The organism is Agrococcus jejuensis (assembly GCF_007679035.1).
GTDB lineage: Bacteria > Actinomycetota > Actinomycetes > Actinomycetales > Microbacteriaceae > Agrococcus > Agrococcus jejuensis_A.
In genome coordinates, this window is sequence record NZ_VEFR01000001.1 from 1,377,314 (window position 1) to 1,401,351 (window position 24,038).

Genomic DNA, 24,038 nt, shown 5'->3' on the forward strand with positions numbered 1-24,038 from the left:
GAGCCTCGAGAGGAGCACCCGCGGTGCCGCTAGTGCGGCAGCCGCACCGACTCGCCCTCCACGACGACGAGGCCGTCGTCGTGGAGCGAGGCGATCGCCCGCCCCAGCTGCTCCGCATCCGGCCACAGCGGCGCGAGCTCGGCGCGCGACAGCGGCACGTCGACGCCGCGCAGCGCGCGCAGCACCGTGCCGCGCGCCTGCCGGTCGCTGCCCGCGAACGCCGCCTGGCGCGGCGCACGGCGTCCCTCGTACACGGGCCGGCCGGCGGCGACCCACGCGCAGTCGCCCAGCAGCGGGCAGTCGTCGCAGCGCGGGGCGCGCGCGGTGCAGACGAGCGCGCCGAGCTCCATGAGCGCGATCGACACGACCCCGGCCTCGGCGACGTCGGCAGGCAGCAGCCCCTCGACGCGCGCGAGGTCCGCGCGGGCCGCGGGTCCCGCATCCCCCTGCCCCTGCACGGCGCGCGCGATGACGCGGCGCACGTTCGTGTCGACGACGGGATGCCGCTGCCCGAAGTGGAAGACGGCGACGGCGCGCGCGGTGTAGTCGCCGATGCCCGGGAGCGCGAGCAGCAGGTCCACGTCGTCGGGCACGGCGCCGCCGTGCCGCTCGACGATCGCGCGCGCGGCATCCTGCAGCCGCAGCGCCCGTCGCGGATAGCCGAGCGTGCCCCACGCGCGCAGCACCTCGTGGGTGGGCGCGTCCGCGAGGTCGGCGGGCGTGGGCCAGCGGCCCAGCCACTCGACGATCGCGGTGCGCACGCGCGCGACCTGCGTCTGCTGCAGCATGATCTCGCTCACGAGCGTGCCCCAGGCCGAGAAGCCCGGCTCGCGCCACGGCAGGTCGCGGCGATGCTCGGCATACCAGGGCGCGAGGCGCGCATGCAGCAGGTCCGCGTCCATCGGTCCAGGCTACGGGCGCGGCGCTCGCTCGCCCGCCTCCGCCGTTCGACGGGCGCGCACGTCCGACCATGGGTGGATGCGGCCGTCCAGCCGTGCTCCGTAGCGTCGTTCGCGTGACGACACCAGCCGCCGCAGGACCCCCGACCATCGCGACCTCGCAGGCGGCCTCGCGCGTGCGGGCCATCGCCCCCGACCTCGCGCGCGGCCTCATGCTGCTGCTCATCGCCCTCGCGAACATGCCGTGGCACCTGTTCGGTCGCGAGACCGGGCTCACGTCGATGCATCACGTCGACGGATCGCTCGGCGACCGCATCTGGCAGGCGATCGCGATCGTCGCGGTCGACGGTCGCAGCTACCCGCTGTTCGCCTTCCTCTTCGGCTACGGCATGTGGCAGCTGTACCGCAGGCAGCTCGCAGCGGGTGCGACGTCGCTCGAGGCTCGCCGCCTGCTGCGCCGTCGGCACTGGTGGATGCTCGCGTTCGGCGCGGTCCACGCGGCGCTGCTGTGGATGGGCGACATCGTCGGCGCGTACGGACTCGTGGGCCTGCTCATCGGATGGATCTTCCTCGAGCGCCGCGATCGCACGATCGCCATCTGGGCGTGGGTGCTCGGCGGGCTGCTCGCGCTCGGCGCGCTCTCGACGGCGGCGATGGGGGCGCTGCTCGGCGCGCTCGACCTGCCCTTCGACGTCGAGGGCGCCGACGCCGGCGCGATCCCGTCGGTGGCGGGGATGGAGTCCTATCCGATGTCGATCCTGGCGCGCCTGGGCATGTGGCTCCTCATCACCCCTGGCCAGGGCGTCTTCGGCCTCGTCGTGCCACTCGCGATCCTGCTGGCCATCCTCGCGGCGCGCCACGGCATCCTCGAGGAGCCCGAGCGGCACCGAGCGCTCCTCGTGCGCGTCGCCGCGTGGGGCATCGCCATCGGCTGGGCGGGCGGTGCGCTCGCGCTCGCGCAGTTCCTGGGCGCCTTCGATGCCATGCCGTCGTGGGCCCTCTCGCTGCTGCACGCCGCGACGGGGCTGCCCGCGGGCGCCGGCTACGCGGCGCTCTTCGGGCTCGTCGCGGCACGCCTGGCCCGCAGGCCGCTCGGCATCGCGGGTCGGGCGCTCACGGCGGTCGGCAAGCGGTCGATGACGAGCTACCTGCTGCAGTCGGTGCTCTTCGTGCCCGTGCTGTCGGCGTGGGGTCTCGGCCTCGGCGGCGTGCTCACGGAGTGGCAGGGCGCGCTGTACGCGGTCGGCGTGTGGCTCGTCACCGTCGTGGTCGCCGTCGCGCTCGACGCTGCTGGGCGCCGCGGACCGGCCGAGACGCTGCTGCGCAGGCTCGCCTACCCGCGCGACGCGAAGGCGCAGCCCACGGGGATGCGCGAGCCCGCTGCGCCCTCGGCGAGCACCGCCCCGACGGCGAGCCTGCGCGGCTAGCCTGGCTGCATGGCCGATCAGCAGCTCCTCATGCAGGCGGCGTCGTGGACGCCCGAGCAGAAGACGCTGTACACGGAGGTCGCGCGCGTCGTCGTCGCACGCAGCCCGCGGGGACGGCGCATCGTCGCGGTCGACGGACGCGACGGCGCGGGCAAGACCCACCTCGCCGACGCCCTCCACGTCGCGTTCGCGCGCGCAGGGGTGCAGTCGTTCCGCGCGAGCCTCGACGACTTCCACCAGCCGCGCGAGCGCCGCTACCGGCAGGGCCGCGACTCCTGGCAGGGCTACTACGAGGATGCGTTCGACCTCGAGCTCGTCGACCGCGTGCTGCTGCAGCCGTTCCGCATGGGCGGCTCGACGGGCTTCATGACGAAGGCGTTCGACCTCGACACCGATCAGGCGGTCGAGATGGACTGGAGGACGGCGGGCCCCGACGCCGTGCTCATCGTCGACGGCGTCTTCCTGCTGCGCCCCGCGTTCCGCGGCCGCTGGCACTTCGTCGTGCGGCTCGAGGCGTCGGACGCCGAGCGCGGCGCGCGCCTGCAGCGGCGCGACGGCGCGCATCCGCTCGTCACGGATCCCTCGCACGATCGCTACCGGCTCGCCCACGAGCACTACGAGCGGCTCGCGGACCCCGTGCGGCACGCCGACATGGTGATCGACACGACCGACTGGCGCGCGCCGCGACAGGTCTTCCAGGACCGCTGCTGACGATGGCGGACGAGAGGCGGAGGCCGGCGCCACGACGCACGCGTCGCCGCCGGATCGTGCGCATCGTCGGCATCGTGGTCGCGAGCGTGCTCGCGCTCGCGATCGTCGGAGGGCTCGTGTGGGCGAGCACGCCGTACCGCGCCGAGGCGGACGGGATCGCGGCGGCCGAGGCGGATGCGCGGATCACGGTCGACGACGAGGGCGACGTCGTCGTGCTGCGGCCGACCGCCGAGGCGACGACGACGCTCGCGGGTCGGGGCATCGTGTTCTTCGCCGGAGCGCGCGTGGATGCGGCCGCGTACGTCGCGACCTTCCGCGACGTCGCGGCCGCCGGCGCGACGGTCGTGCTCGTGCGCCCGACGCTCAACCTCGCGATCGTCGAGCTGCGGCCGCTGTCGACGTTCACCGACGCCGCGCCCGACGTCGATGCGTGGTCGGTCGGCGGGCACAGCATGGGCGGCGTGCGCGCGTGCACGTACGCGGAGGACGACGCGGTGCAGGCGCTCGTGCTGCTCGCCTCCTACTGCTCGCTCGGCGACCTGAGCGGACGCGACGACCTGACGGTGCTCTCGCTCACCGGCTCCCGCGACGGCGTGCTGCGCCAGGACGCGGCCGACGACGCTCGCGACCTGCTGCCGAGCGACGCGACGTTCGTCGAGCTCGAGGGCGTGAACCACGCGCAGTTCGGCGACTACGGCGCGCAGCCGGGCGACGACGAGGCCACGATCTCCGACGACGCGGCGCACGCCGAGATCGCCGCGACGATCGTCGACGCGCTCGACGGCTGAGCGGCGCGCTCGCTAGGGGAGGGGCGCGAGCGCCGCGACCCGCTCGGGCGAGACGAACGCGCCCGTGCGCTCGACCTCGTGCACGAGCGCGACGAGCCCCGCGTTCACGGGGGCGCGGAGGCCGAGCCGCACCGACGCCTCGACGATCGCGCCCGCGAGGTCGTCGACCTCGGTCGGCTGGCCCTTGCGGATGCTCTGCTGCGTCGAGCCGAGGTTCGGCACGTCGCCGAACACCACGGCCATGCGGCGCGGCACGGCCTGCGCCGCCTCGATCGACGACGCGAGCGTGGCGACGGTCTGCGCGTCCACGGCGCCGACGCGCTCGATCGGCACGCCCGACGCGATGGCGGCGAGCGCCGCCTCGCGCATGGCCGCCGCCGTGACGCGCAGCAGGGCGGGCTCGGCCGCGACCTGCTGCATCGACCGCCCGACGGCGGCGGGCACGGCATTGACGGCGTTGACGCACAGCTTCGCCCACTGCGCGCCCTCGATGCTCGCCGTGCGCCGCACGAAGCCCATCGCGCCGCCGAGGAGCCTCGCGAAGCGCTCGCCCTCGGGGCCGCCGACCACCGTCTCTCCCGCTGCCGTGACGCGCACGACGCCCGGCTCGAGCGCGTTCGCCGCCCAGGTGCCGAGGCCGGCGGCGACGCGGTCGTGACCGAGGATGCGGGCGGCGCGGCCGTGCGCGTCGAGGCCGTTCTGCACGGCGAGCACCGGCACGTCGGCGAGCGCGGCGCGCGACGGCGCGAGCGCCGCGGCGGAGTCGATCGTCTTCGTCGCGAGGATCGCCGCGTCGGGAGCCTCCTCCAGCGCATCCACGACCTCCGGGTGCGCGTGGTGGCTGCCGAAGGCGCCCTCGAGGCGGATGCCGTGCTCGCGCAGCACGGGTGCGGAGGAGCGCGCCACCACGACGAGGTCGTGGCCCGCGGCGTCGAGCAGGGCTGCGAGGCATCCGCCGATCGCTCCAGCACCGAGCACCGCGATCCGCATCCCCTCAGGCTACGGCTACGCTCGATGACCGATGACTGCTCCGAACGGCGTGCTCCTCGTCGACAAGCCCGCTGGCGTCACGAGCCACACGGTCGTCGCCATGGCGCGGCGACAGCTGGGCACGCGCAAGATCGGCCACGCCGGCACGCTCGACCCGATGGCGACGGGCCTCATGGTGCTGGGCGTCGGTCCCGCGACGCGGCTGCTGACGTTCCTCGTCGGCCTCGACAAGACCTACGAGGCGACGATCGCCCTCGGCGCCTCGACGATCACCGACGACGCCGAGGGCGACGTGGTCGAGACCGCCGACGCGTCGGCCATCACCCAGGAGGCGCTCGCGGCGGCCGTCGTGCCGCTCACGGGCGACATCGAGCAGGTGCCGAGCGCCGTGTCCGCGATCAAGGTCGACGGCAAGCGCTCGTACGCCCGTGTGCGGGCGGGGGAGGACGTCGCGCTCGCCGCGCGTCCCGTGACCGTCTCGCGCTTCGACCTCGGCCCGCTGCGGTCCGGCGCGCTCGCCTCGGTCGACGCGGTCGTCGACTGCACCTCGGGCACGTACATCCGCGCCCTCGCCCGCGACCTCGGCGCCGCGCTCGGCGTCGGCGGCCACCTCACGGCGCTGCGGCGCACGCAGGTCGGACCGTTCGGGCTCGAGGATGCCGTCGTCGCCGACGCCATCGTGCCGGGCGCGCTGCTGCGCCCCGTCGACGTCGCCTCCCGCGTGCTGCCGGTCGTGACGCTCGACGACGAGGACGCGCGCCTGCTCGCCAACGGACGCCGTCCGCGCACCGACGCGGTGGGCATCGTCGCCGCCGTGCACGACGGCGAGCTCGTCGGCATCGCTCGCGGCGAGGCCGGCCGCCTGCACCCGGTCGCGAACCTCGGCGTGGCCGCCGCCGACCAGGCAGCGAAGGACGCGGAGGCCGACGCATGATCTCGTGGCTCATGCTCGCGCAGGCGATCGTCATCGCCGTGCTCGGCGCAGGCGTCGCGATCGCGGGGCTCGCGAAGGTCAAGATGAACGACCTCGTGCTCGGCGCCTCCGCGCTCGCCATGCTGAGCCTCGTCGTGCAGGTCGTCGCCTCGATCGTCGCGCCCATCGTCGGCGCCGGCCCGACCGGCGACCTCCTCGAGTACTGGGTCTACCTCGTGACGGCGCTGCTCATCCCGCCGGCCGCCACGCTGTGGGCGTTCGCCGACAAGGGCCGCTGGGGCGTGCTCGTGGTCGGCGTCGGCCTGCTCGCCGTCGCCGTCATGGTGTACCGCATGCACCAGATCTGGTTCGTGCAGGTCGTCTAGCGACGCGACGCGTCGCACGAGCTGCGTCCCGGTCGCTGCTCGACGATCTGCAGCCTGTCGCATCCACCCGCTCGAGGGTGGCCGGACGCGCGATGGCACGTCCGCGAGGTCCGCCGGCCCCTGCCCGCCGGGCGTAGGATCGTCCGGTGCCCTCCTCCCGTCGATCCGGCTTCGGCCGCGTGCTCATCGCGGTGTACGCGATCCTCGCGATCGCCGCGACGGGACGCTCGGTCTACCAGATCCTCAGCCGCTTCGACGAGGCGCCGCTCGCGTACGCGCTGAGCGCCGTCGCGGCCGTCGTCTACGTCGTCGCCACGATCGCGCTCGCGATGCGCGGCGCGATCTGGACGCGCGTCGCCGTCGCGACGATCGGCTTCGAGCTGCTCGGCGTGCTCGTGGTCGGCACCCTCTCGCTCACGCATCCCGAGCTCTTCGGGCACGCGAGCGTGTGGAGCTGGTACGGCATGGGCTACCTGTTCATCCCCGCCGTGCTGCCCATCGTCGGGCTGTGGTGGATCCGGCGCACCGAGCGCGCCGCCGTCGGCGGGAGCGTCGCCGCGTGAGCTGGATCGACGACCTCGTCGCGCGTCCGTCCGCCGTGACGATCGGCAAGTTCGACGGCGTGCACCTCGGGCATCGCGAGATCCTCGAGGATGCGCTGCGCATGGCGCGCGAGCGCGACCTCACGCCCGTCGTCGTGACGTTCGACCGGCATCCGCTCGCCACGCTGCGGCCCGAGCTCGCGCCGCGGCTCATCCTGTCGCCGACGCAGCAGCGCGAGGCGCTGGAGGCGCTCGGCTGCGACGTCGTCACGATCCCGTTCGACGCCGAGACCGCGGCGATGGACCCGACGGACTTCGTGGAGCGCGTGCTGCTCGACGGCCTCGGCGCCCGCTTCGTCGTCGTCGGCAGCGACTTCCGCTACGGCAAGGGCGGCGCGGGCGATCCCGCGCTGCTGCAGCGGCTCGCCGCCGCGCGCGGCGTCGAGGTGCACGTCGTCGACGACGTCGTCGACGACCAGGGCGCCCGCGTCTCGTCGACGGGCATCCGCACGGCGCTGCAGGAGGGCGACGTCGCGACGGCCAGCGAGCAGCTCGGCCGCCACCCGCGCCTGCGCGGCACGGTCGTGCGCGGCCACCAGCGCGGCCGCGAGCTCGGCTTCCCGACGGCGAACCTCGGGCCCGACATCGAGGGCTTCGTGCCGACGCACGGCGTGTACGCCGCGTGGGCGACCGTCGACGCCGGCCGCTTCCCGGCTGCGGTGTCGATCGGCGACAACCCCACGTTCGACGGCGTGCAGACGACCGTCGAGGCGTACCTGCTCGACGTCGACCTCGACCTGTACCACCGACCCATCGAGCTCGAGCTCGTCGACCACGTGCGCGGCATGTGGCGCTTCGACGGGATCGAGCCGCTCATCGCCCAGATGCACGCCGACGTCGAGCGCGTGCGCGAGATCCTGGGGCTAGCCGAGGGGCGCGCGGATGCGCCCGAGGAGGAGACGCCATGACCGAGTCCATCGCGACCATCGTCGACCACACGCTGCTGAAGCCCGAGGCCACGGCGGCCGACGTCGCCGCCACGATCGCCGAGGCGGCGGAGCTCGGCGCCTACAGCGTCTGCCTGTCGCCGAACGTGCTGCCGGTCGAGGTGCCCGAGGGCCTCAAGACCGCCGTCGTCGTCGGCTTCCCCAGCGGCCGCCACCACTCGGAGGTCAAGGCCGCCGAGGCGCGCCTCGCGGCGTCGCAGGGCGCCGACGAGCTCGACATGGTCATCGACGTGGGCGCCGCGATCGACGGCCGCTACGACGCCGTCGAGGCCGACGTCCGTGCCGTGCGCGAGGCGGCGCCCGACGTCGTGCTCAAGGTCATCATCGAGTCGGCGGCGCTGACCGACGACCAGATCGTCGCCGTCTGCAAGGGAGCCGAGGCCGCGGGCGCCGACTTCGTGAAGACGTCGACGGGCTTCCACCCGGCAGGCGGCGCGAGCGAGCACGCCGTCGCGCTCATGCGGTCCACGGTGGGCGATCGCCTCGGCGTCAAGGCGTCGGGCGGCATCCGCACGCGCGAGGCCGCCGACGCCATGGTCCGCGCCGGCGCGTCGCGGCTCGGCCTGTCGTCGACGCGCGCCATCGTCGAGGGCGCGCCCTCGTCGAGCGACTACTGAGCGACGCGGGTCAGCACGTCTCGAGCAGGCGCCGGTACCAGCGGATGCCGCGCTCGAACGCCTCCACGGGGATGCGCTCGTCGCGCGCGTGCAGGCACGCGCGCAGGTCGCTCGTGAGCAGGAACGGCGTGAAGCGGTAGACGCGGTCGGTCACGCGGTACGCGTGCCTGCCGTCGGAGCCGCCGAGCATGACGTAGGGCGAGACGACGGCCTCGGGATGCTCCGCGGCGGTCGCGGCCTCGATCGCCTCCCAGCCACGGCCGTCGGTCGGCGACGTCGGCGACGCCTCGTGCCCGCGCACGACCTCGATCGACACGCGGTCGTCGCGGATGGCTCGCCCCAGGATGCGCACGACGTCGGCGATCGTCGTGCCCTGCGTCAGCCGCACGTTCACGGTCGCCTCCGCGCGCTCCGCGATGGCGTTGGCGGCCGTGCCCGCCTGGAGGCCCGTGACGGTCGCGGTCGTCGCGATCGTCGCGCGCGTCTCCGCGTTCGCGGCCATGATGCGACGCAGCACGGGCGAGAGCACGCCGGCGCGCGTGAGCAGCGCCCGGTAGGGCGGCCGCGCGTGCGCGCCGAGCGTCTGCAGCATCCGCACCGTCGTCGGCGTGAGCCGCTCCGGGAAGCGCGCGCGGGAGACGCGCACGACCGCACGGGCGAGGATCGCCGTCGCGGGCATGCGCGGCGGCGTGGACGCGTGGCCGCCGTGCTCGTCGACGGCGAGCCGCAGCACGAGCATGCCCTTCTCGCTGAGGCCGACCATCGCGGCGGGCACGTCGACGCCCGGCACGGGCGGGTCCACGACGGCGCCGCCCTCGTCGATCGCGAACGCAGGACGCACGCCGCGCTCGGCGAGCACGGCGATCGCGGCGTGGGCGCCGCCACCGAAGGTCTCCTCGTCGTGGCCGAGCACGAGCCAGACGTCGCGCGCCGGCGCGAAGCCGTCGACCACGAGGGCCTCGATGGCCTCGAGGATGCCCACGAGCGAGCCCTTGTCGTCGATGGCACCGCGCCCCCACACGACGCCGTCGACGATCTCGCCATCGAAGGCGCCATGCGTCCAGCCCTCGCCGGGCGGCACGACGTCCTGATGCGCCATGAGCAGCGCGGGCTCGTCCGGGGACGCGCCGGGCCAGCGGGCGAGGATCGTGTGCTCGGCGACGAGCTCGACCTCGAGCGCGCCGAACGCGTGCGGGTAGAGGTCGGCGAGCAGCGTGCGCAGCGCCGTGAGCCCCGCGGCGTCGGGCACCCCGTCGGTCGCGACGGTGGGCACGCGCAGCACGGCTGCGAGACGGTCGGCAGCGGTCGTGGAGGGCATCGTGCCCGATGGTATCGGCGGCGCCGCGCGCGTCGCCTGGGCCGATCACGGGGCGTGGAGGTGCGGCGGCTAGCCTCGGCTGCATGACGGCTCGCGTGCGCATCGGCGTCGTGGCGACCGTCGTCGTGGCTGCGGTCGTCGGCACCCTCGTGCTCACGGGGGCGCTCGGCCCGCGCGACGACTCGCGCGTGCAGGAGCTCGGCCTCGGCGAGCCGCTGTCGACGAGCCGTGCCGACCTCGTCGTCGACGCGTTCACGACGGGCGAGGAGCCCGGCGACGTCGTCGTCACCATGACGGTCGTCAACCACCTCGACGAGTCGATGGGCGTCGACGACCTCGCGGTCCTCGTCGACGACGAGGGGGAGCTCGCGCGCTACGGCACCACGACGATCCAGACGCCGGGCAGCACGAGCACCACGGGCGCGTCGTCCGCCCAACCCGGCGTCGAGGAGACGTTCACGACGGTGTACTCGCCGAGCCGGGACGCCGTCGGCGACGTGCGGCTCGAGATCTCCGACGCCACGTGGACCGAGCGCGACGAGACGGCGTTCGGGCTGGGCTCGAACATGTACGACGAGCGGGTCGTCGCGATCGTGAGGATGCCGTGAGCCGGCTCGACGGTGCCGGCGGCGCCGTGCGCCGTCTCGTCACGCGCCGCCGCATCGCCACGGGCGTCGTCGCGGCGGCGCTCGCGCTCGCGACCCTCCTCGTGGCCTCCGTGGATCCCGGCCCGACGCTGCGCTGGTCGCCGTTCCCCGGCATCGGCACGGGAAGCGCATCGTCGGGTCCGCTCACGGTCGAGGTGCACGGCGCGACGCTCGCCTCGTCGATCGCCTACCGCGACGACGTCCTCACGACGACGGGCACGTTCGTCGTGCTCGACGTCACGATGGCGTCGACCGACGAGATCGACATCCTCGCGCGCGACCTCGTCGTCGACGGCGTGCGGTTCGACCTGTCGACGAAGGGGCCGTCGAGCTGGATGGAGAGCCATCCCGCACCCGGGATGCCCGTGTCGGGCCAGATCGTGTTCGAGGTCGACTCGGCGCTCGTCGACGACGGCGCGACGGCGTGGCTGCTCGTCGCGCCCGGGTTCGACGCGTCGGGCGATCTCGAGGCGCAGGTGCGCGTCCGCGTCGACGTCTCCGGACCCGTGGTCGAGCGAGCCGAGGTCGCGGTGGTGTCGCGATGAGGCGCTCCCGCATCGTGGCGATCCTCGCGATCGGGCCGCTCGCGCTCGCGCTCGTCTGCCTCACGGCGCGCGACGACGTCGAGCGGTGGATGCGGAACGAGCCGGTGGTGGTCGTCGACGGACAGGTCGGGACCGCGCACGCGGTCGGCGGCCCGTCGTTCACGGTCGAGGGCGCGCAGGTCGCCGAGCCCGGCAGCGACGCGGCGGGCTACGCCGACGCGCCCGAGGGCACGCAGGTCGTCGTCGTCGACGTCGCGATCGCCGATGCGGATGACGTCGCAGCCCGGTGCACGTACCGGCTCGAGGCGACGGTCGACGGGATGCACGCGCAGTGGCTGTCGGATGGCGGCGCGAGCGAGCTCACCGGCTGCTACGCGGAGGAGGGGTCGCTCTCTGGGCCCATCGGCTTCGTCGTGCCGGCGGGCGAGCTCTCCGAGGTGCGACTGCTCGTCGGCGGCTCGGCGATCTGGCTCGGCGTGCCGCTCGACGTCTGAGCGTCGCCGCCGCGCCCGACGATGCGCGCCCCTGGGATCGGCAGCGCACCGAGCCGCAGCGCATCGAGCGACGCGACGGCGACCATGAGGCCGAGCACGGCGGAGATCGAGTCGCCGAGCGCGCCGCCCGCGTTGGCGACGGCGTTGGCGAGCGGCTCGTCCTGCAGGCCGAGCGCGTGCGTGAGGGCGACGGTGAGCCAACCGGCCGCCGTGTGCACGACGTGCCAGGCGAGCACGGCCGCGGCGAGGGGAGCGAGGCCGGCGCCCCACACCTGCCGCAGCGTGCCCGCGACCGGCACCCACCGATCGTGGAGGTCGTCGGTGACCTCCTGCAGCGCGTCGTCGAGCGGCGACGGCAGCGCGTCGACGAGGCGCAGCCACCAGCGTGCGGGACGCGGAGGTGCCGACGGCTCGGGCGAGAGCTCCGGCCGGGCGCCCAGCAGCACGATGCCGACGAGCGTGAGCCACACGAGCGGCAGCGTGAGGGTGTGCCACGCCTCGCCCGCGACCTCCCACGCCGGCACGAGCCATCCGCCGACGATGCCGTCGAGCACGGCGCGCACGCGGTCGATGCCGCTCGCGAGGCGCGTCGTCGCGAACCAGTCCGCGGCGAGTCCCACGACGCGCGTGAGCACCGAGACGGCCAGGAAGGTCCAGAGACCCTCGAGCACGAGCGTCGCGACCGACACCGATCGTCGCGTGCCGCGGCGCTCGAACCGGCGCAGCACGGCCCGCAGCAGCAGGCAGCCGACGAGCAGGCTCACGCTCAGCACGTCGACGGGCACGTCGATGACGGTGCCGACCGTCGCGCCCTCCTGCGAGAAGTCGACGGCCGCGAGGGCGGTGAGCGCGTACTCGCGCAGGTCCTCCTGGAAGAGGCCCCACGCCGACAGCAGCAGGAACGCGGGGAGCACCGACGCCGCGAGGCCCGCGAACGCCGACTGCACGCGTGCGGCACCCTCGAGCGGCGCGGGCGTCGACCGCATGGAGCGCAGCAGCACGAGGATCTGCAGGATCATCGCCACCATGCGCACGAGCGCCGTGAGCGACGTCAACGCGAGGCCGCCCACGGCCGACGTGGCGCCGACGGCGCCGGCCACCGCGACGAGCAGCGTGCCGAGGATGCGCGCGGCGAGCTCGATCGCGAGCACCTCGGGCAGGCCCCGCGCCGCGAGGCTGCGCATCGAGCGGCCGAGGTCGGCGACGAAGCGACCCAGGTCGCCGAGCGCCGTCCTCGCCGCGGGCATCAGCCGACCAGGTCGTGCACCGCGACGGCGGCGTCGGTCGCGGCGCCGATCGTGAGCGCCTCGGGCACCACCGTCGGCTCGCCGCCCTCGGCGCGCGCCGTGATGCTCACCGAGACCGCGCCGTCGAACGCCAGCACCGAGCCGTTGAGCCACTCGCCGTCGTCGCCCATCTCGTCGCTCGTCATCACGAGCAGGCCCGCGGCGTCGCCCGTCGCGCTCGGGCGCACGGTCGGTCCGGTCGCGAGCGCCGCCATCTCGTCCTCGGTGAAGGGGATCGCCGACACCGTCACCTGCACGAGCGCGCCGTTCGCGCGGTAGCCGCACGAGCCCTCGACGTCGACCGACGGGTCGTCGAACGTCTGGCCGGCCGCGTCGGGCGTCGTGCCGGCGGGCAGCGCCGCGAGCAGCACGGCGTCGATCTCCTCGCAGCCGGGGATGTCCTCCTGCGCGATCGGCGCATCCACGCCGCCCGCGTCGGGCGTCGACGACGGCGCGCCCGGGCCGTCGGGCGCCGGGGTCGACGTCGCCGACGCGCTCGGCTCGACGTCGTCGCCGCCGTCGCTGCACCCGACGAGGGACACGGCGAGCACGAGGGCGAGAGGGACGACGGAGAGGCCACGCATGCAAGCGAGCATACGAGCCGCCGCCTGGGCACGACGCTAGGCTCGTGGTCGTCCCAGCGAGCGCGATGGAGCGCTCGCGGCGCCGATCCGACGAACGCTGGAGCCGATGACCGACACGCCCGCATACAAGCTCGAGCCAGCACCGGTGGGGGAGCACGTCGTCGACGGACCCGTGCGCATCGAGCGCGACTCGCTGGGCGAGAAGCCCGTGCCGGCGGACGCCTACTGGGGCATCCACACCGAGCGGGCGCTCGAGAACTTCCCCATCACGGGCCGGTCGATCTCGGTGTACTCCGACCTCGTCGACGCGCTCGCGGTCGTGAAGCAGGCGGCGGCGCGCGCGAACCGCGAGATCGGTGCGCTCGACCCCGCGAAGGCCGATCTCATCGAGCACGTGTGCCGCCGGATCCGCGCGGGCGAGCTGCACGACCAGTTCAAGGTCGGCGTCATCCAGGGCGGTGCGGGCACGTCGACGAACATGAACACCAACGAGGTCATCGCGAACGCGGGCCTCGTCGAGCTGGGCTTCGCGAAGGGCGACTACCAGCACCTGCATCCCATCGACGACGTCAACCGCTCGCAGTCGACGAACGACACGTACCCGACGTCGATCAAGGTCGCGATGGCGTTCACGCTGCGCCGCATGCTCGCCGAGCTGCGCCTGCTCATCGACGCGTTCGACGCGAAGGGCGTCGAGTTCCAGGACGTGCTGAAGGTCGGCCGCACCCAGCTGCAGGACGCCGTGCCCATGACGCTCGGCCAGGAGTTCCGCGGCTTCGCCGTCACGCTCGACGAGGACTACGACCGGCTGGACGAGACCATCCGCCTGCTGTCGGAGGTCAACCTCGGCGCGACGGCCATCGGCACGGGCATCACGGCCGATCCGCGCTACGCCGAGGCGGCCGGTCGCCATCTCGCCGAGCTCACGGGCCTGCCGATCGTCACGGCCGCCGACCTCATCGAGGCCACGAGCGACACGGGCGTGTTCATGTCGGTGTCCGCGGCGCTCAAGCGCTGCGCGGTGAAGCTGTCGAAGATCTGCAACGACCTGCGCTTGCTGTCGTCCGGCCCCCAGGCCGGCTTCGGCGAGATCCTGCTGCCGCCCAAGCAGGCCGGCTCGTCGATCATGCCGGGCAAGGTCAACCCCGTCATCCCCGAGGTCGTGAACCAGGTCGCGTTCGCCGTCATCGGCTCGGATGCCACCGTCACGGCCGCGTCGGAGGCCGGACAGCTGCAGCTCAACGCCTTCGAGCCCGTCATCGCCCACTCGATCCTGCAGAGCCTGCACTGGATGACGCAGGCGTGCCTCACGCTGCGCATCAACTGCATCGACGGCATCCAGCCCAACCGCGAGCGGCTCGACGCCATGGTCGGCTCGTCGGTCGGCGTCGTCACGGCGCTCACGCCGTACATCGGCTACACGGCGTCGGCGTCGCTCGCGCACGAGGCGCTCACGTCGCACAAGTCGATCGCCGACCTCGTCGTCGAGGCGGGGCTCATGGACCGCGAGCGCGTCACGAAGCTGCTCGAGCCGGCCCGCCTCTCGGGGCTGCACCCGGCGACGCAGGCGATCCCGGTCATCACGCCCGAGATGCTCGCCGAGCACGACCGCCTCTGACGCCGATCGCGGTGCGCGTCGACCCACGGACGACGCGCGCCGCGTTCCCGGCGAACAGGCGGGCACTTCGGCCTAGCATGGCCGCATGACGCTCGCGCAGCCGCCGCAGACCCCTCAGCAGCCGGGCTACCAGCCCGCCCCGCAGCAGCAGGTCGCGCCGCAGGCGCCGCCGATGCCGACGCTCTCGAAGCCGTCGTCGACGGGCCTCATCCTCGGCATCGTCGGCGTCGCCGCCCTCGGCCTCGCGAGCGTCATCACGCTCTTCATGCTCGCGGTCGTGTTCGGGCTCGGCTTCGCGGTGCCGATCGCCGGCTTCCTCGGCCTCTTCCCGCTCGCGTTCGTCGTGTGGGCGCTGCTCGGCCTCGACCGGTGGGAGCCCGAGCCGCGCGTCGCGCTGTGGCTGTCGGTGCTGTGGGGCGGCACGATGGCGGTGCTGCTGACGCTCGGCCTCAACGAGTTCGTGCTGCAGCCGTTCTTCGCGATCCCGATCCTGTCGACGCCCGCGTTCGCCGACGCGATCTACGGCATCCTCGCCCCCGCCTTCCCGGCGCTGCGCGAGCTCGTCGAGGTCGGCGGCGCCTCGACCGGCGAGGCCGTGTTCTCGTTCTACGGCCCCGTCATCCAGGCGCCGTTCACGGAGGAGCTCTGGAAGGCCGTGCCGGTCCTCGTCATGTTCCTCTTCGCGCGCAAGCACTTCGACGGCCCCATCGATGGCTTCGTCATCGCCGGATTCTCCGCCGCCGGCTTCGCCTACACCGAGAACATCCTCTACTTCGGTCGCCAGCTCGCCGAGGTGGGAGACGCGTCGTTCATCTTCTTCCTCCGCGGCATCATGAGCCCGTTCGCGCACGTGATCTTCACGGCCGTCGGCGTCGGGCTCGCGCTCGGCTTCGCCGCGCGCCGATCGTCGCGGTGGTGGATCCTGCTCGCCCTGCCCGTCGGCCTCGGGGTGTCGATGTTCCTCCACGCGCTCTGGAACAGCGCCTCGTTCTGGGTGCCTGCGGGCATGCTCGGCTTCTTCATCTACTACGGGCTCGTGCAGGTGCCGATCTGCATCGGCGCCCTGCTGCTCGTCGTGCTCCTGCGCCGCTTCGAGGCTCGCCTCACGCGGCTGCGCCTCGACGAGTACGCGGAGGCCGGCTGGTTCAGCCACGAGGAGTCGCGGATGCTGTCGTCGTCCGATGGTCGCCTGAGCCTCGCCCAGTGGGCGCGACGCAAGGGCATCCGCAAGGCCATGCAGGCGTACATCCGCATCGCGACGCGGCTCGCGGCCAATCGTCAGCGCGCGATCATCGGTCGCGAGAAGCTGCGCCCGGTGGCCGACGAGGCGAGGCTGCTCGGCGACGTCGCGGCGCTGCGGTCGTTCATGGCGACGGTCGGCGGGGGAGCACCTGTGCAGGTCGGGGTCGGCCAGCAGCTGCCCGCGCCGATGCAGGGCTCGACGCCGCACACGCAGCGCTTCGCGACCGCGCCGGGCGCGCAGGCGCAGCCGTGGCAGCAGGGATGGCAGTACGCGATGGCGGTCGGCGGCTCGGCACCCGCCCAGTCCGGCCCGTCCCAGACGCAGGCCGCGCCGCCGTTCGGTGGGCAGCAGCAGCAGCCGGCTCCGCAGCAGCAGCCGGGCCAGCCGCCGCGGCAGCAGGGTGGCACCCAGGGCTGGTGACGCCCGCCTGCTCGCGCTCCGCCGGCCGCTGCGACGCTGCTACACTCGACAGGTTGCCGTCGATCGGCCGCGGAACCAGAGAGCTCACGCACCCTGCGTCGGGCGCCGCGCTGCGACAGGAGAGAGGAGACCGAATGAGCCTTGCCTCTGAGGTCAAGCAGGCGATCATCGCCGAGTACGCCACCCACGAGGGTGACACCGGTTCCCCCGAGGTGCAGGTCGCGCTCATGTCGCGCCGCATCAAGGACCTGACCGAGCACCTCAAGGAGCACAAGCACGACCACCACTCGCGTCGTGGCCTCCTGCTCCTCGTCGGTCAGCGCCGTCGTCTCCTGGGCTACCTCCAGGACATCGACATCGCGCGCTACCGCTCGCTGATCGAGCGTCTCGGCCTGCGCCGCTAGAGACCCCCGGCAGGACACCGTATCTGCGCGCGAGGCCCCGCATCCCATGTCGGATGCGGGGCCTCGTCGCGTGCGGCCCGGGACCGGTCAGGCGGCGCCGGAGGCGACGTCGAGCGCGCCGTCGACCCATGCGTCGCGGCGGGCCCGACGCACGAGCTCGAGGCGCAGCGACCTGCCCATCGGCTCGTCGACGGGAATGGGCGTCCAGCGGGCGGGCGGCTGCGCGGCGGCCGCGGCGCGGAGCGCGGGCGCGACGCGGATGCGCACGCGATCGACGAGGTCGAGCCAGTCGACGTCGTCGGCGCGCCAGCGCGCGTCCACCCGGCGGGTGAGGAGCGCCCACTCGCCGACGAGCTCGAGGTCGAGGCCGGGCGCGTCCTGCTCGAGGGCCGTGAGCATGGCAGGTCCCACGATCGTGGCCGCCCGCTGGGGATGCGGCTCCGTCGTCCACGCGCGCCAGGGGCTCGAGCTCGCGGGCGTGAGCTCGATCGCACCGACCGCCTCCGGCGCGATCGACGACGGCTGCGGGGAGCGTCGGTCGGCGAGCAGCAGATGCGGCACGTCGACCCCGAGCGGCACCGCGACGGAGGCGAGCGTCACGGTCCCGCCGTCGCCGATGCGACGCCCGCCGCCGACGCGGATGGTCGTGCGACCCCATGCCACCCCGTCCGCATCGCGGAGCACGTCGAGATCGTGCTGGGAGACGTGCACGGCCAGCGAGCCCGCGGCGCCGACGTCGCGTCGGATCCAGGCGTCGAAGCCCAGGCCGTTCCGCTCGGCGAGCGCGAGGAGGCCGGGGCCGACGGGCGTGCGGCGAGCCAGCACCGCCGCGATCGCGACGGCGAGCAGGAGCGCCGACGTGCCGATCGCCGCGGCCGTCGCGCTCGTGCGGCGTTCGGGATCGTCGGTCGTCAGGGCGACGGCGATCGCGGCGGGCGGCAGCGCCACCACGACGAGCGCGAACGCCGCGACGAGCGCGAGGGCGATGCGCTGACCCGCGGTGCGCGACGCGCGACCCTGCTCGCGCAGCAGCCGACGGTGCCTGCGGACGTGGTCGCGAGACGGGCGCGACGCCAGGGGCGCGAGATCGAGGGGCGCGGGGGCGGTCACGCACCCATCCTGCGCCATGCCGCCTGGGCATCCCGGGCCCGGCGGGGTGCCGGCTGATAGGCTCGTGACGGCCGCAGGACTGCGGCCACGTGCGCCGCCGCCACCGGAAGGCTGGTCGTTGGTGGCGGATGCCGAGGCACGAGTCTCGACCTCCACCACTGATGACCACTCCGACGGAGCAGGCTGCGCGCGACCTGTCTGTCGTGCCCGCGGATCGGGCACAGGAGGAGAGAGACCTTGGAAGGTCCTGAGATCACGTTCGCCGAAGCCGTCATCGACAACGGCAAGTACGGCACCCGCACCATCCGCTTCGAGACCGGCCGCCTCGCCCAGCAGGCGCAGGGCTCGGCCGCCGCGTACATCGACGGCGAGACCATGCTGCTGAGCGCGACGAGCGTCAGCAAGCACCCGAAGGACAACTTCGACTTCTTCCCGCTCACGATCGACGTCGAGGAGCGCATGTACGCCGCGGGTCGCATCCCGGGCTCGTTCTTCCGCCGCGAGGGCCGTCCGTCGACCGACGCGATCCTCACGTGCCGTCTCATCGACCGTCCGCTGCGCCCGACGTTCGTCGAGGGCCTCCGCAACGAGGTCCAGGTCGTCATCACGGTGCTCGCCATCGAGCCCGACGAGCTCTACGACGTGCTCGCGATCAACGCGGCCTCGATGTCGACGCAGCTCTCCGGGCTGCCCTTCTCGGGCCCGATCGGTGGCGTGCGCGTCGCGCTCATCGACGGCCAGTGGGTCGCGTTCCCCAAGCACTCGCAGCTGCAGCAGGCCGTGTTCAACATGGTCGTGGCCGGCCGCGTGACCGACGACGGCGACGTCGCGATCATGATGGTCGAGGCCGAGGCGACCGACGAGTCGTGGTTCCTCATCGAGGGCGGCCAGCAGGCCCCCACCGAGGAGGTCGTGGCCGAGGGTCTCGAGGCGTCGAAGCCCTTCATCAAGCAGCTCGTCGAGGCGCAGCAGCAGGTCGCGAAGACGGCTGCCAAGCCCACGCGCGACTACCCGCTGTTCCCGCCGTACTCGCCCGAGGCCTTCGAGGCCGTCTCGGCCATCGCCGAGACCGAGGTCGCGGCGGTCTACCAGATCGCCGACAAGATCGAGCGCCAGGACGCCGACGACGCGCTCAAGGAGCGCGTCAAGGAGCAGGTCAACGCCAAGATCGAGGCGGGCGAGCTCGACGCGTCGATCGCGCCGCAGGTCTCGGCCGCCTACAAGGCGGTCACGAAGAAGGCCATGCGCGGTCGCGTGCTCACCGAGGGCGTCCGCATCGACGGCCGTGGGCTCGCGGACATCCGCGCGCTCGACGCCGAGGTCGCGGTCATCCCGCGCGTGCACGGCTCGGCCATCTTCCAGCGCGGCGAGACCCAGATCATGGGCATCACGACGCTGAACATGCTGAAGCTCGAGCAGCAGATCGACTCGCTGTCGCCTGTCACCTCGAAGCGCTACATGCACAACTACAACTTCCCGCCGTACTCGACGGGCGAGACGGGCCGCGTCGGCAGCCCGAAGCGCCGCGAGATCGGTCACGGCGCCCTGGCCGAGCGCGCGCTCGTGCCCGTGCTGCCCAGCCGCGAGGAGTTCCCCTACGCCATCCGCCAGGTCTCCGAGGCGCTCGGCTCGAACGGCTCGACCTCGATGGGCTCGGTGTGCGCCTCGACGCTCTCGCTGCTCAACGCGGGCGTGCCGCTGCGCGCTCCCGTCGCGGGCATCGCGATGGGCCTCATCTCCGACGTCGTCGACGGCGAGACCCGCTACGCGGCGCTCACCGACATCCTCGGCGCCGAGGACGCGCTCGGCGACATGGACTTCAAGGTCGCGGGCACGCCCGAGTTCGTCACGGCGATCCAGCTCGACACGAAGCTCGACGGCATCCCCGCCTCGGTCCTCGCCGGCGCGCTGACGCAGGCGAAGGAGGCGCGCACGAAGATCCTCGACGTGCTCAACCAGGCGATCGACACGCCCGACGAGATGGCGCCGACGGCGCCGCGCGTCATCAGCGTGAACATCCCGGTCGACAAGATCGGCGAGGTCATCGGCCCCAAGGGCAAGGTCATCAACCAGATCCAGGACGACACGGGCGCCCAGATCTCGATCGAGGACAACGGCACCGTCTACATCGGCGCCGTCGACGGTCCGAGCGCGGAGGCCGCACGCGCTGCGATCAACGCGATCGCGAACCCCTCGAACCCCGAGGTCGGCGAGCGCTTCCTCGGCACGGTCGTGAAGATCGCGTCGTTCGGCGCGTTCGTCTCGCTCATGCCGGGTCGCGACGGCCTGCTCCACGTCACCGCGATGCGTCCCCTCAACGACGGCAAGCGCATCGAGGCCGTCGAGGACGTCGTGTCGGTCGGCCAGAAGCTCCAGGTCACGATCACGAAGGTCGACGACCGTGGCAAGCTCTCGCTCGAGCTCGTCGAGGACGAGTCGGCTGCGCCGGCTCAGGACGCTCCCGCCGCGGAGTAGTCCAGCCTCGAGCGAAGGGGGCGCACTTGCGGGTGCGCCCCCTTCGTCGTGTGCGGCGATCCGTCGGACGGCACCTAGGCTCGAGGGCATGAGCGTCATCGTCGTCGGCAGCATCAACGTGGACGTGACGGTCGTCGCGGATCGCATGGCGCAGGCGGGGGAGACCATCACCGGCACCGCGCTCGAGACGGGCCTCGGCGGCAAGGGCGCGAACCAGGCCGCCGCCGCCGCTCGTGCCGGCGCCGCGACGACGATGATCGGATGCGTCGGCTCGGATGCGTTCGCCGACGTCGCGCTCGACGGCCTGCGCGACGCGGGCGTCGACGTCGCGGGCGTGCGCGCCGTCGAGGGTGGCACGGGCATCGCGCACATCCGCGTCGCGGGCGGCGACAACTCGATCGTCGTCGTGCCGCTGGCCAACGCGTCCCTGTCGGTCGAGCAGGCGCACGAGGCGATCGACGCGTCGGACGCGTCGGTGCTGCTGCTGCAGCTCGAGGTCGACCAGCAGGTCGTGCTCGCCGCGGCCGAGCGCGCGCACGCGCGCGGCATCCGCGTCGTGCTCGACCCCGCTCCGGCGGCGCCGCTGCCCGAGTCGATCTGGCAGCACGTGGCGCTCGTGAAGCCCAACGAGCACGAGGCGGGCCTGCTGACGGGCGTCGAGGTGACGGATGCCGCGAGCGCCGAGCGGGCGGCGCGCTGGTTCCTCGACCGCGGCGTCGAGGCGGCGATCGTGACCCTCGGCAAGGCCGGCGCCGTGCTCGTCGACGCCGATGGCGCTCGCTCGCTCGCCGGCCACGTCGTCGAGGCCGTCGACTCGACCGCGGCCGGCGACACGTTCTCGGGCTATCTCGCGGCGGCGCTCGCCGACGGCGGCAGCCTCGACGACGCGGCACGCCGTGCGATGGCGGCCGCGGCGATCTCGGTCACGCGCGTCGGCGCCACGGCATCCATCCCGTCGAGCGACGAGGTCGACGCGTTCCTCGCCGACGCCTGACGCTGCGCCGTCGGCGGACGGCGTCGGGCGAGCACCCCCGGCGAACGTAGGCTGGACGGCATGTCTGCCCCCGTGCCGCTGCCGCTCGAGTCCCCGGACACCACCATCGCCGCATCGGGCGGCTTGCTCGTGCGACGCACGGTGCTCCCCACGGGGCTGCGCGTGCTCAGCGAGCACGTGCCGGGCGCCTCGAGCGTGACCGTGGGCTTCTGGGTGCCGGTCGGCTCGCGCGACGAGCAGCCCATCACGTACGGCTCGACGCACTTCCTCGAGCACCTGCTGTTCAAGGGCACGCAGCGGCGCACGGCGTTCGACATCGCCGTGGCGTTCGACGCCGTCGGCGGCGAGCACAACGCGCTCACCGCCAAGGAGCACACCTGCTACTACGCGAAGGTGCGCGACCGCGACCTGCCGATGGCCGTCGAGGTGCTCACCGACATGGTGACCTCGTCGCTCCTCGACGTCGACGAGTTCGAGAGCGAGCGCGGCGTCATCCTCGAGGAGCTCGCGATGGCCGACGACGACCCGGGCGACGTCGCCGGCGAGCTCGTCGCGCGCCTCGTGTACGGCGACCACGCGCTCGGCCGCCCCATCGGCGGCACGAAGGAGACCATCAGGGCGGTGTCGCGCGACGACGTCGCGGCGCACTACCGCGAGCACTACCGCGCACGGGACCTCGTCGTCACGGTCGCGGGCGCCGTCGACCACGACGAGCTCGTCGCGCTCGTGCAGCGTGCGCTGGCCGACTGCGGCTGGTCCGACGACGCGGCGACGCCCCGTGCGCGCCGCGTCACCGACGCCGCGACGATCGCGGGCGGCGGCATCGAGGTCATCGATCGTCCGCTCGAGCAGGTGAACCTCATGATCGGCATGCCGGGCCTGCTCGCATCCGATCGGCGCCGCACGCACATGTCGGTGATGAACACCGTGCTCGGCGCCGGCATGTCCTCGCGCCTGTTCCAGGAGGTGCGCGAGCGCCGCGGCCTGGCGTACTCCGTCTACTCGTACGCGTCGCTGTACTCGGACGCCGGCTCGTTCGGCATGTACGCCGGCTGCACGCCTGCGAAGGCCGGCGAGGTCGCGCGCATCATGCTCGGCGAGCTCGACCGCCTCGCCGCCGACGGGGTGACCGACGAGGAGCTGCTGCGCGCCAAGGGGCAGATCGCCGGCGCGAGCGCCCTCGCGCTCGAGGACTCCGACTCGCGCATGTCGCGCCTCGGCCGTGCCGAGCTGACGATGGGGGAGTTCGCCGACCTCGACACGGTGCTGGGCCTCGTCGATCGCGTCACGCCCGACGACGTGCGCGCCATCGCAGCGGAGCTCGCAGGCGGTCGGCGGTCCGTCGCCGCCGTGGGTCCCGTCGCATCCGACGCGTTCGCAGGGCTCGCCTGACGCGAGCCGTGGCGCGCATCCGGCGCGCATCCACGTCACCCCGGGCGATTCGCACGGGTCGCGCGGGTATGGTGACCGAGGTCGTTCGCGCGACGGAGCGCGAGCAGCGAAGGAAGGATGGCACGTGCCGCATCATCTGTACCTCGTCCGACACGGCGAGCAGCAGGATGCCGAGCACGGCGTCGAGGACGGACCGCTGTCGGCCCGCGGCATCCGCCAGGCGCACCTCGTGGCCGACCGTCTCAGCGGCGTCGGCTTCACCGAGGCGTACCACTCGCCGCTCGTGCGCGCCGAGGACACGGCCCGCGTCATGCACGAGCGGCTGCCCGCGACGGCCTTCGAGCCGCACGCCCTGCTCATGGACTGCATCCCCTCGGGCGTCGACCCCGAGATGCCGCACGCCTACCAGTCGTTCTTCTCGGGCGTCACCGACGCCGAGGTCGACGCGGGCAAGGCGCAGATGGCCGACGCGGTCGAGCAGTGGCTCACGCCGCGCGGCGAGCGCAGCGACGTGCTGCTCGTGACCCACAACTTCGTCATCGGCTGGTTCGTGCGGCACGTGCTCGACGCGCCGGACTGGAAGTGGATGACGTTGAACCAGGCCAACGGCGGCCTCACGGTCATCCACATGCGCGCCGGGCGTCCGCCGCAGCTGCTGTGCCACAACGACCTGGGCCACCTGCCCGTCGAGCTGCGCACCGGCATGCCCACGGCGCTGCCCGTCTGACGCTGCGTCGCAGCGTCAGACGCGCTTGCGGAACCAGGCGTTCGCGTTGGGGTTGTCGTTGAACGGCTCGACGCGCTCGAAGCCCGCCGCGAGGTAGAGGCCGCCCGCCACGGCGAGCGAGTCGTTCGTGTCGAGCACGACGTCGGTGGCGCCGAGGTCGATCGCGCGCTGCTCGAGCGCGGCGAGCAGGGCCTTGCCCACGCCGTGTCCGCGGGCGGCGGGGGAGGCGAAGAGGTGCTTGACCTCGAACCACGCGCCCTCGTCCGCCGGGATGCGGCGCACGCCGCCGACGCCGACGGGCGTGCCGTCGAGGTGCGCGACGAGCAGGGCGCCGTTCGGCGGGGTCAGCTGCTCGGTCGGCGCGGTCTTCGGCTGGTACGGCCGCGAGTCGTCGGCCCACGTCGCGACGCGGTCGGCGATGTACGCGTCGAGCAGGGTGCGGGCGTCGGCGTCGTCGGGGGAGGCGTCGTGGAGCGTGAGCACGTGGCCACGCTAGCGCCG

The 24,038-nt window shown here is 73.5% G+C and carries 24 protein-coding genes; 17 read left to right on the forward strand and 7 right to left on the reverse strand.

Annotation, left to right across the window (positions count from 1 at the left end):
- Positions 1 to 29: 29 nt before the first annotated feature.
- Positions 30 to 902: an A/G-specific adenine glycosylase gene (locus FS793_RS06620; protein ID WP_144719618.1), complete on the reverse strand. Its 873-nt coding sequence runs from the start codon at positions 900 to 902 to the stop codon at positions 30 to 32.
- Positions 903 to 1,015: 113 nt separating this feature from the next.
- Here FS793_RS06620 and FS793_RS06625 point away from each other — a divergent pair, with 113 nt between their 5' ends.
- From FS793_RS06625 to FS793_RS06635, 3 genes are read left to right on the forward strand one after another with little or no spacing between them, the layout of a single operon-like run.
- A complete protein-coding gene (locus FS793_RS06625; RefSeq protein ID WP_260980054.1) occupies positions 1,016 to 2,326 on the forward strand; it encodes a DUF418 domain-containing protein in 1,311 nt (436 codons plus the stop codon).
- Between the two features lie 9 nt (positions 2,327 to 2,335).
- A complete protein-coding gene (locus FS793_RS06630) occupies positions 2,336 to 3,037 on the forward strand; it encodes a uridine kinase (RefSeq protein ID WP_144719620.1) in 702 nt (233 codons plus the stop codon).
- Positions 3,038 to 3,093: 56 nt separating this feature from the next.
- Complete coding sequence (locus tag FS793_RS06635; protein ID WP_260980055.1) at positions 3,094 to 3,825, forward strand: alpha/beta hydrolase; 732 nt, start codon at positions 3,094 to 3,096, stop codon at positions 3,823 to 3,825.
- Between the two features lie 12 nt (positions 3,826 to 3,837).
- On the opposite strand, the gene FS793_RS06640 is transcribed toward FS793_RS06635, so the two are convergent.
- Positions 3,838 to 4,815, reverse strand: coding sequence for a ketopantoate reductase family protein (locus FS793_RS06640; RefSeq protein WP_144719622.1), 978 nt, complete (start codon positions 4,813 to 4,815; stop codon positions 3,838 to 3,840).
- A gap of 31 nt (positions 4,816 to 4,846) precedes the next feature.
- Between FS793_RS06640 and truB the strand changes: the two genes are divergently transcribed.
- The 5 genes from truB to deoC all read left to right on the forward strand — a co-directional run bounded on the left by truB (position 4,847) and on the right by deoC (position 8,280).
- Positions 4,847 to 5,749, forward strand: coding sequence for a tRNA pseudouridine(55) synthase TruB (gene truB, locus FS793_RS06645; RefSeq protein WP_144719623.1), 903 nt, complete (start codon positions 4,847 to 4,849; stop codon positions 5,747 to 5,749).
- On the forward strand, positions 5,746 to 6,114 hold the full coding sequence (locus FS793_RS06650; RefSeq protein WP_144719624.1) for a hypothetical protein: 369 nt from the start codon (positions 5,746 to 5,748) through the stop codon (positions 6,112 to 6,114). The genes truB and FS793_RS06650 overlap by 4 nt, the downstream gene beginning before the upstream one ends.
- Positions 6,115 to 6,260: 146 nt before the next feature.
- Positions 6,261 to 6,677, forward strand: a complete 417-nt coding sequence (locus FS793_RS06655; RefSeq protein WP_144719625.1) for a hypothetical protein — start codon at positions 6,261 to 6,263, stop codon at positions 6,675 to 6,677.
- Positions 6,674 to 7,624: a bifunctional riboflavin kinase/FAD synthetase gene (locus FS793_RS06660; RefSeq protein ID WP_144719626.1), complete on the forward strand. Its 951-nt coding sequence runs from the start codon at positions 6,674 to 6,676 to the stop codon at positions 7,622 to 7,624. The genes FS793_RS06655 and FS793_RS06660 overlap by 4 nt, the downstream gene beginning before the upstream one ends.
- Positions 7,621 to 8,280: a deoxyribose-phosphate aldolase gene (gene deoC / locus FS793_RS06665; protein WP_144719627.1), complete on the forward strand. Its 660-nt coding sequence runs from the start codon at positions 7,621 to 7,623 to the stop codon at positions 8,278 to 8,280. Before FS793_RS06660 ends, deoC begins: the two co-directional genes overlap by 4 nt.
- A gap of 10 nt (positions 8,281 to 8,290) precedes the next feature.
- Here deoC and FS793_RS06670 read toward each other — a convergent pair whose 3' ends face one another.
- On the reverse strand, positions 8,291 to 9,598 hold the full coding sequence (locus FS793_RS06670; protein WP_144719628.1) for a M20/M25/M40 family metallo-hydrolase: 1,308 nt from the start codon (positions 9,596 to 9,598) through the stop codon (positions 8,291 to 8,293).
- A gap of 83 nt (positions 9,599 to 9,681) precedes the next feature.
- Between FS793_RS06670 and FS793_RS06675 the strand changes: the two genes are divergently transcribed.
- Together FS793_RS06675 and FS793_RS06680 are read left to right on the forward strand one after the other, a co-directional pair.
- The gene (locus FS793_RS06675) at positions 9,682 to 10,206 is read left to right on the forward strand and encodes a hypothetical protein (protein ID WP_144719629.1); all 525 of its coding nucleotides are present in this window, start codon (positions 9,682 to 9,684) and stop codon (positions 10,204 to 10,206) included.
- On the forward strand, positions 10,203 to 10,790 hold the full coding sequence (locus tag FS793_RS06680; protein WP_144719630.1) for a hypothetical protein: 588 nt from the start codon (positions 10,203 to 10,205) through the stop codon (positions 10,788 to 10,790). Before FS793_RS06675 ends, FS793_RS06680 begins: the two co-directional genes overlap by 4 nt.
- 370 nt (positions 10,791 to 11,160) lie before the next feature.
- Here the strand turns inward: FS793_RS06680 and FS793_RS06685 are convergent, their stop codons facing one another.
- Positions 11,161 to 12,531 carry a hypothetical protein gene (locus tag FS793_RS06685; RefSeq protein WP_144719631.1) on the reverse strand — a complete coding sequence of 457 codons (1,371 nt, stop codon included), beginning with the start codon at positions 12,529 to 12,531 and terminating at the stop codon, positions 11,161 to 11,163.
- On the reverse strand, positions 12,531 to 13,154 hold the full coding sequence (locus FS793_RS06690; RefSeq protein WP_144719632.1) for a hypothetical protein: 624 nt from the start codon (positions 13,152 to 13,154) through the stop codon (positions 12,531 to 12,533). Before FS793_RS06690 ends, FS793_RS06685 begins: the two co-directional genes overlap by 1 nt.
- A gap of 106 nt (positions 13,155 to 13,260) precedes the next feature.
- Between FS793_RS06690 and FS793_RS06695 the strand changes: the two genes are divergently transcribed.
- The 3 genes from FS793_RS06695 to rpsO all read left to right on the forward strand — a co-directional run bounded on the left by FS793_RS06695 (position 13,261) and on the right by rpsO (position 16,839).
- Entirely contained in the window at positions 13,261 to 14,772 is a 1,512-nt protein-coding gene (locus FS793_RS06695) for an aspartate ammonia-lyase (protein WP_144719633.1), read from the forward strand.
- A gap of 85 nt (positions 14,773 to 14,857) precedes the next feature.
- Positions 14,858 to 16,435 carry a PrsW family intramembrane metalloprotease gene (locus tag FS793_RS06700; protein ID WP_144719634.1) on the forward strand — a complete coding sequence of 526 codons (1,578 nt, stop codon included), beginning with the start codon at positions 14,858 to 14,860 and terminating at the stop codon, positions 16,433 to 16,435.
- 134 nt (positions 16,436 to 16,569) lie between these two features.
- Entirely contained in the window at positions 16,570 to 16,839 is a 270-nt protein-coding gene (rpsO, locus tag FS793_RS06705; RefSeq protein WP_092502096.1) for a 30S ribosomal protein S15, read from the forward strand.
- Positions 16,840 to 16,926: 87 nt separating this feature from the next.
- Here the strand turns inward: rpsO and FS793_RS06710 are convergent, their stop codons facing one another.
- Positions 16,927 to 17,949 (reverse strand): hypothetical protein, encoded by a 1,023-nt coding sequence (locus tag FS793_RS06710; RefSeq protein WP_144719635.1) that lies wholly within the window; start codon positions 17,947 to 17,949, stop codon positions 16,927 to 16,929.
- Between the two features lie 237 nt (positions 17,950 to 18,186).
- On the opposite strand from FS793_RS06710, the gene FS793_RS06715 reads away from it, so the two are divergent.
- From FS793_RS06715 to FS793_RS06730, 4 genes are all read left to right on the forward strand, one after another.
- Positions 18,187 to 20,424 (forward strand): polyribonucleotide nucleotidyltransferase, encoded by a 2,238-nt coding sequence (locus tag FS793_RS06715; RefSeq protein WP_144719636.1) that lies wholly within the window; start codon positions 18,187 to 18,189, stop codon positions 20,422 to 20,424.
- Between the two features lie 88 nt (positions 20,425 to 20,512).
- A complete protein-coding gene (locus FS793_RS06720) occupies positions 20,513 to 21,418 on the forward strand; it encodes a ribokinase (protein ID WP_144719637.1) in 906 nt (301 codons plus the stop codon).
- 60 nt (positions 21,419 to 21,478) lie between these two features.
- Positions 21,479 to 22,810: a M16 family metallopeptidase gene (locus tag FS793_RS06725; protein ID WP_144719638.1), complete on the forward strand. Its 1,332-nt coding sequence runs from the start codon at positions 21,479 to 21,481 to the stop codon at positions 22,808 to 22,810.
- A 124-nt stretch (positions 22,811 to 22,934) separates the two neighbouring features.
- A complete protein-coding gene (locus FS793_RS06730; protein WP_144719639.1) occupies positions 22,935 to 23,537 on the forward strand; it encodes a histidine phosphatase family protein in 603 nt (200 codons plus the stop codon).
- A gap of 15 nt (positions 23,538 to 23,552) precedes the next feature.
- Here the strand turns inward: FS793_RS06730 and FS793_RS06735 are convergent, their stop codons facing one another.
- Complete coding sequence (locus tag FS793_RS06735; RefSeq protein ID WP_144719640.1) at positions 23,553 to 24,020, reverse strand: GNAT family N-acetyltransferase; 468 nt, start codon at positions 24,018 to 24,020, stop codon at positions 23,553 to 23,555.
- Positions 24,021 to 24,038: the final 18 nt, after the last annotated feature.

Bases quoted from the DNA above. Each gene is read 5' to 3' on its own strand.
- rpsO (WP_092502096.1), top strand. From the start codon at position 16,570: ATGAGCCTTGCCTCTGAGGTCAAGCAGGCGATCATCGCCGAGTACGCC.
- FS793_RS06620 (WP_144719618.1), bottom strand. From the start codon at position 902: ATGGACGCGGACCTGCTGCATGCGCGCCTCGCGCCCTGGTATGCCGAG.
- FS793_RS06630 (WP_144719620.1), top strand. From the start codon at position 2,336: ATGGCCGATCAGCAGCTCCTCATGCAGGCGGCGTCGTGGACGCCCGAG.
- deoC (WP_144719627.1), top strand. From the start codon at position 7,621: ATGACCGAGTCCATCGCGACCATCGTCGACCACACGCTGCTGAAGCCC.
- FS793_RS06650 (WP_144719624.1), top strand. From the start codon at position 5,746: ATGATCTCGTGGCTCATGCTCGCGCAGGCGATCGTCATCGCCGTGCTC.
- FS793_RS06725 (WP_144719638.1), top strand. From the start codon at position 21,479: ATGTCTGCCCCCGTGCCGCTGCCGCTCGAGTCCCCGGACACCACCATC.
- FS793_RS06700 (WP_144719634.1), top strand. From the start codon at position 14,858: ATGACGCTCGCGCAGCCGCCGCAGACCCCTCAGCAGCCGGGCTACCAG.
- FS793_RS06695 (WP_144719633.1), top strand. From the start codon at position 13,261: ATGACCGACACGCCCGCATACAAGCTCGAGCCAGCACCGGTGGGGGAG.
- FS793_RS06690 (WP_144719632.1), bottom strand. From the start codon at position 13,154: ATGCGTGGCCTCTCCGTCGTCCCTCTCGCCCTCGTGCTCGCCGTGTCC.
- FS793_RS06670 (WP_144719628.1), bottom strand. From the start codon at position 9,598: ATGCCCTCCACGACCGCTGCCGACCGTCTCGCAGCCGTGCTGCGCGTG.
- FS793_RS06685 (WP_144719631.1), bottom strand. From the start codon at position 12,531: ATGCCCGCGGCGAGGACGGCGCTCGGCGACCTGGGTCGCTTCGTCGCC.
- FS793_RS06675 (WP_144719629.1), top strand. From the start codon at position 9,682: ATGACGGCTCGCGTGCGCATCGGCGTCGTGGCGACCGTCGTCGTGGCT.
- FS793_RS06640 (WP_144719622.1), bottom strand. From the start codon at position 4,815: ATGCGGATCGCGGTGCTCGGTGCTGGAGCGATCGGCGGATGCCTCGCA.
- FS793_RS06720 (WP_144719637.1), top strand. From the start codon at position 20,513: ATGAGCGTCATCGTCGTCGGCAGCATCAACGTGGACGTGACGGTCGTC.
- truB (WP_144719623.1), top strand. From the start codon at position 4,847: ATGACTGCTCCGAACGGCGTGCTCCTCGTCGACAAGCCCGCTGGCGTC.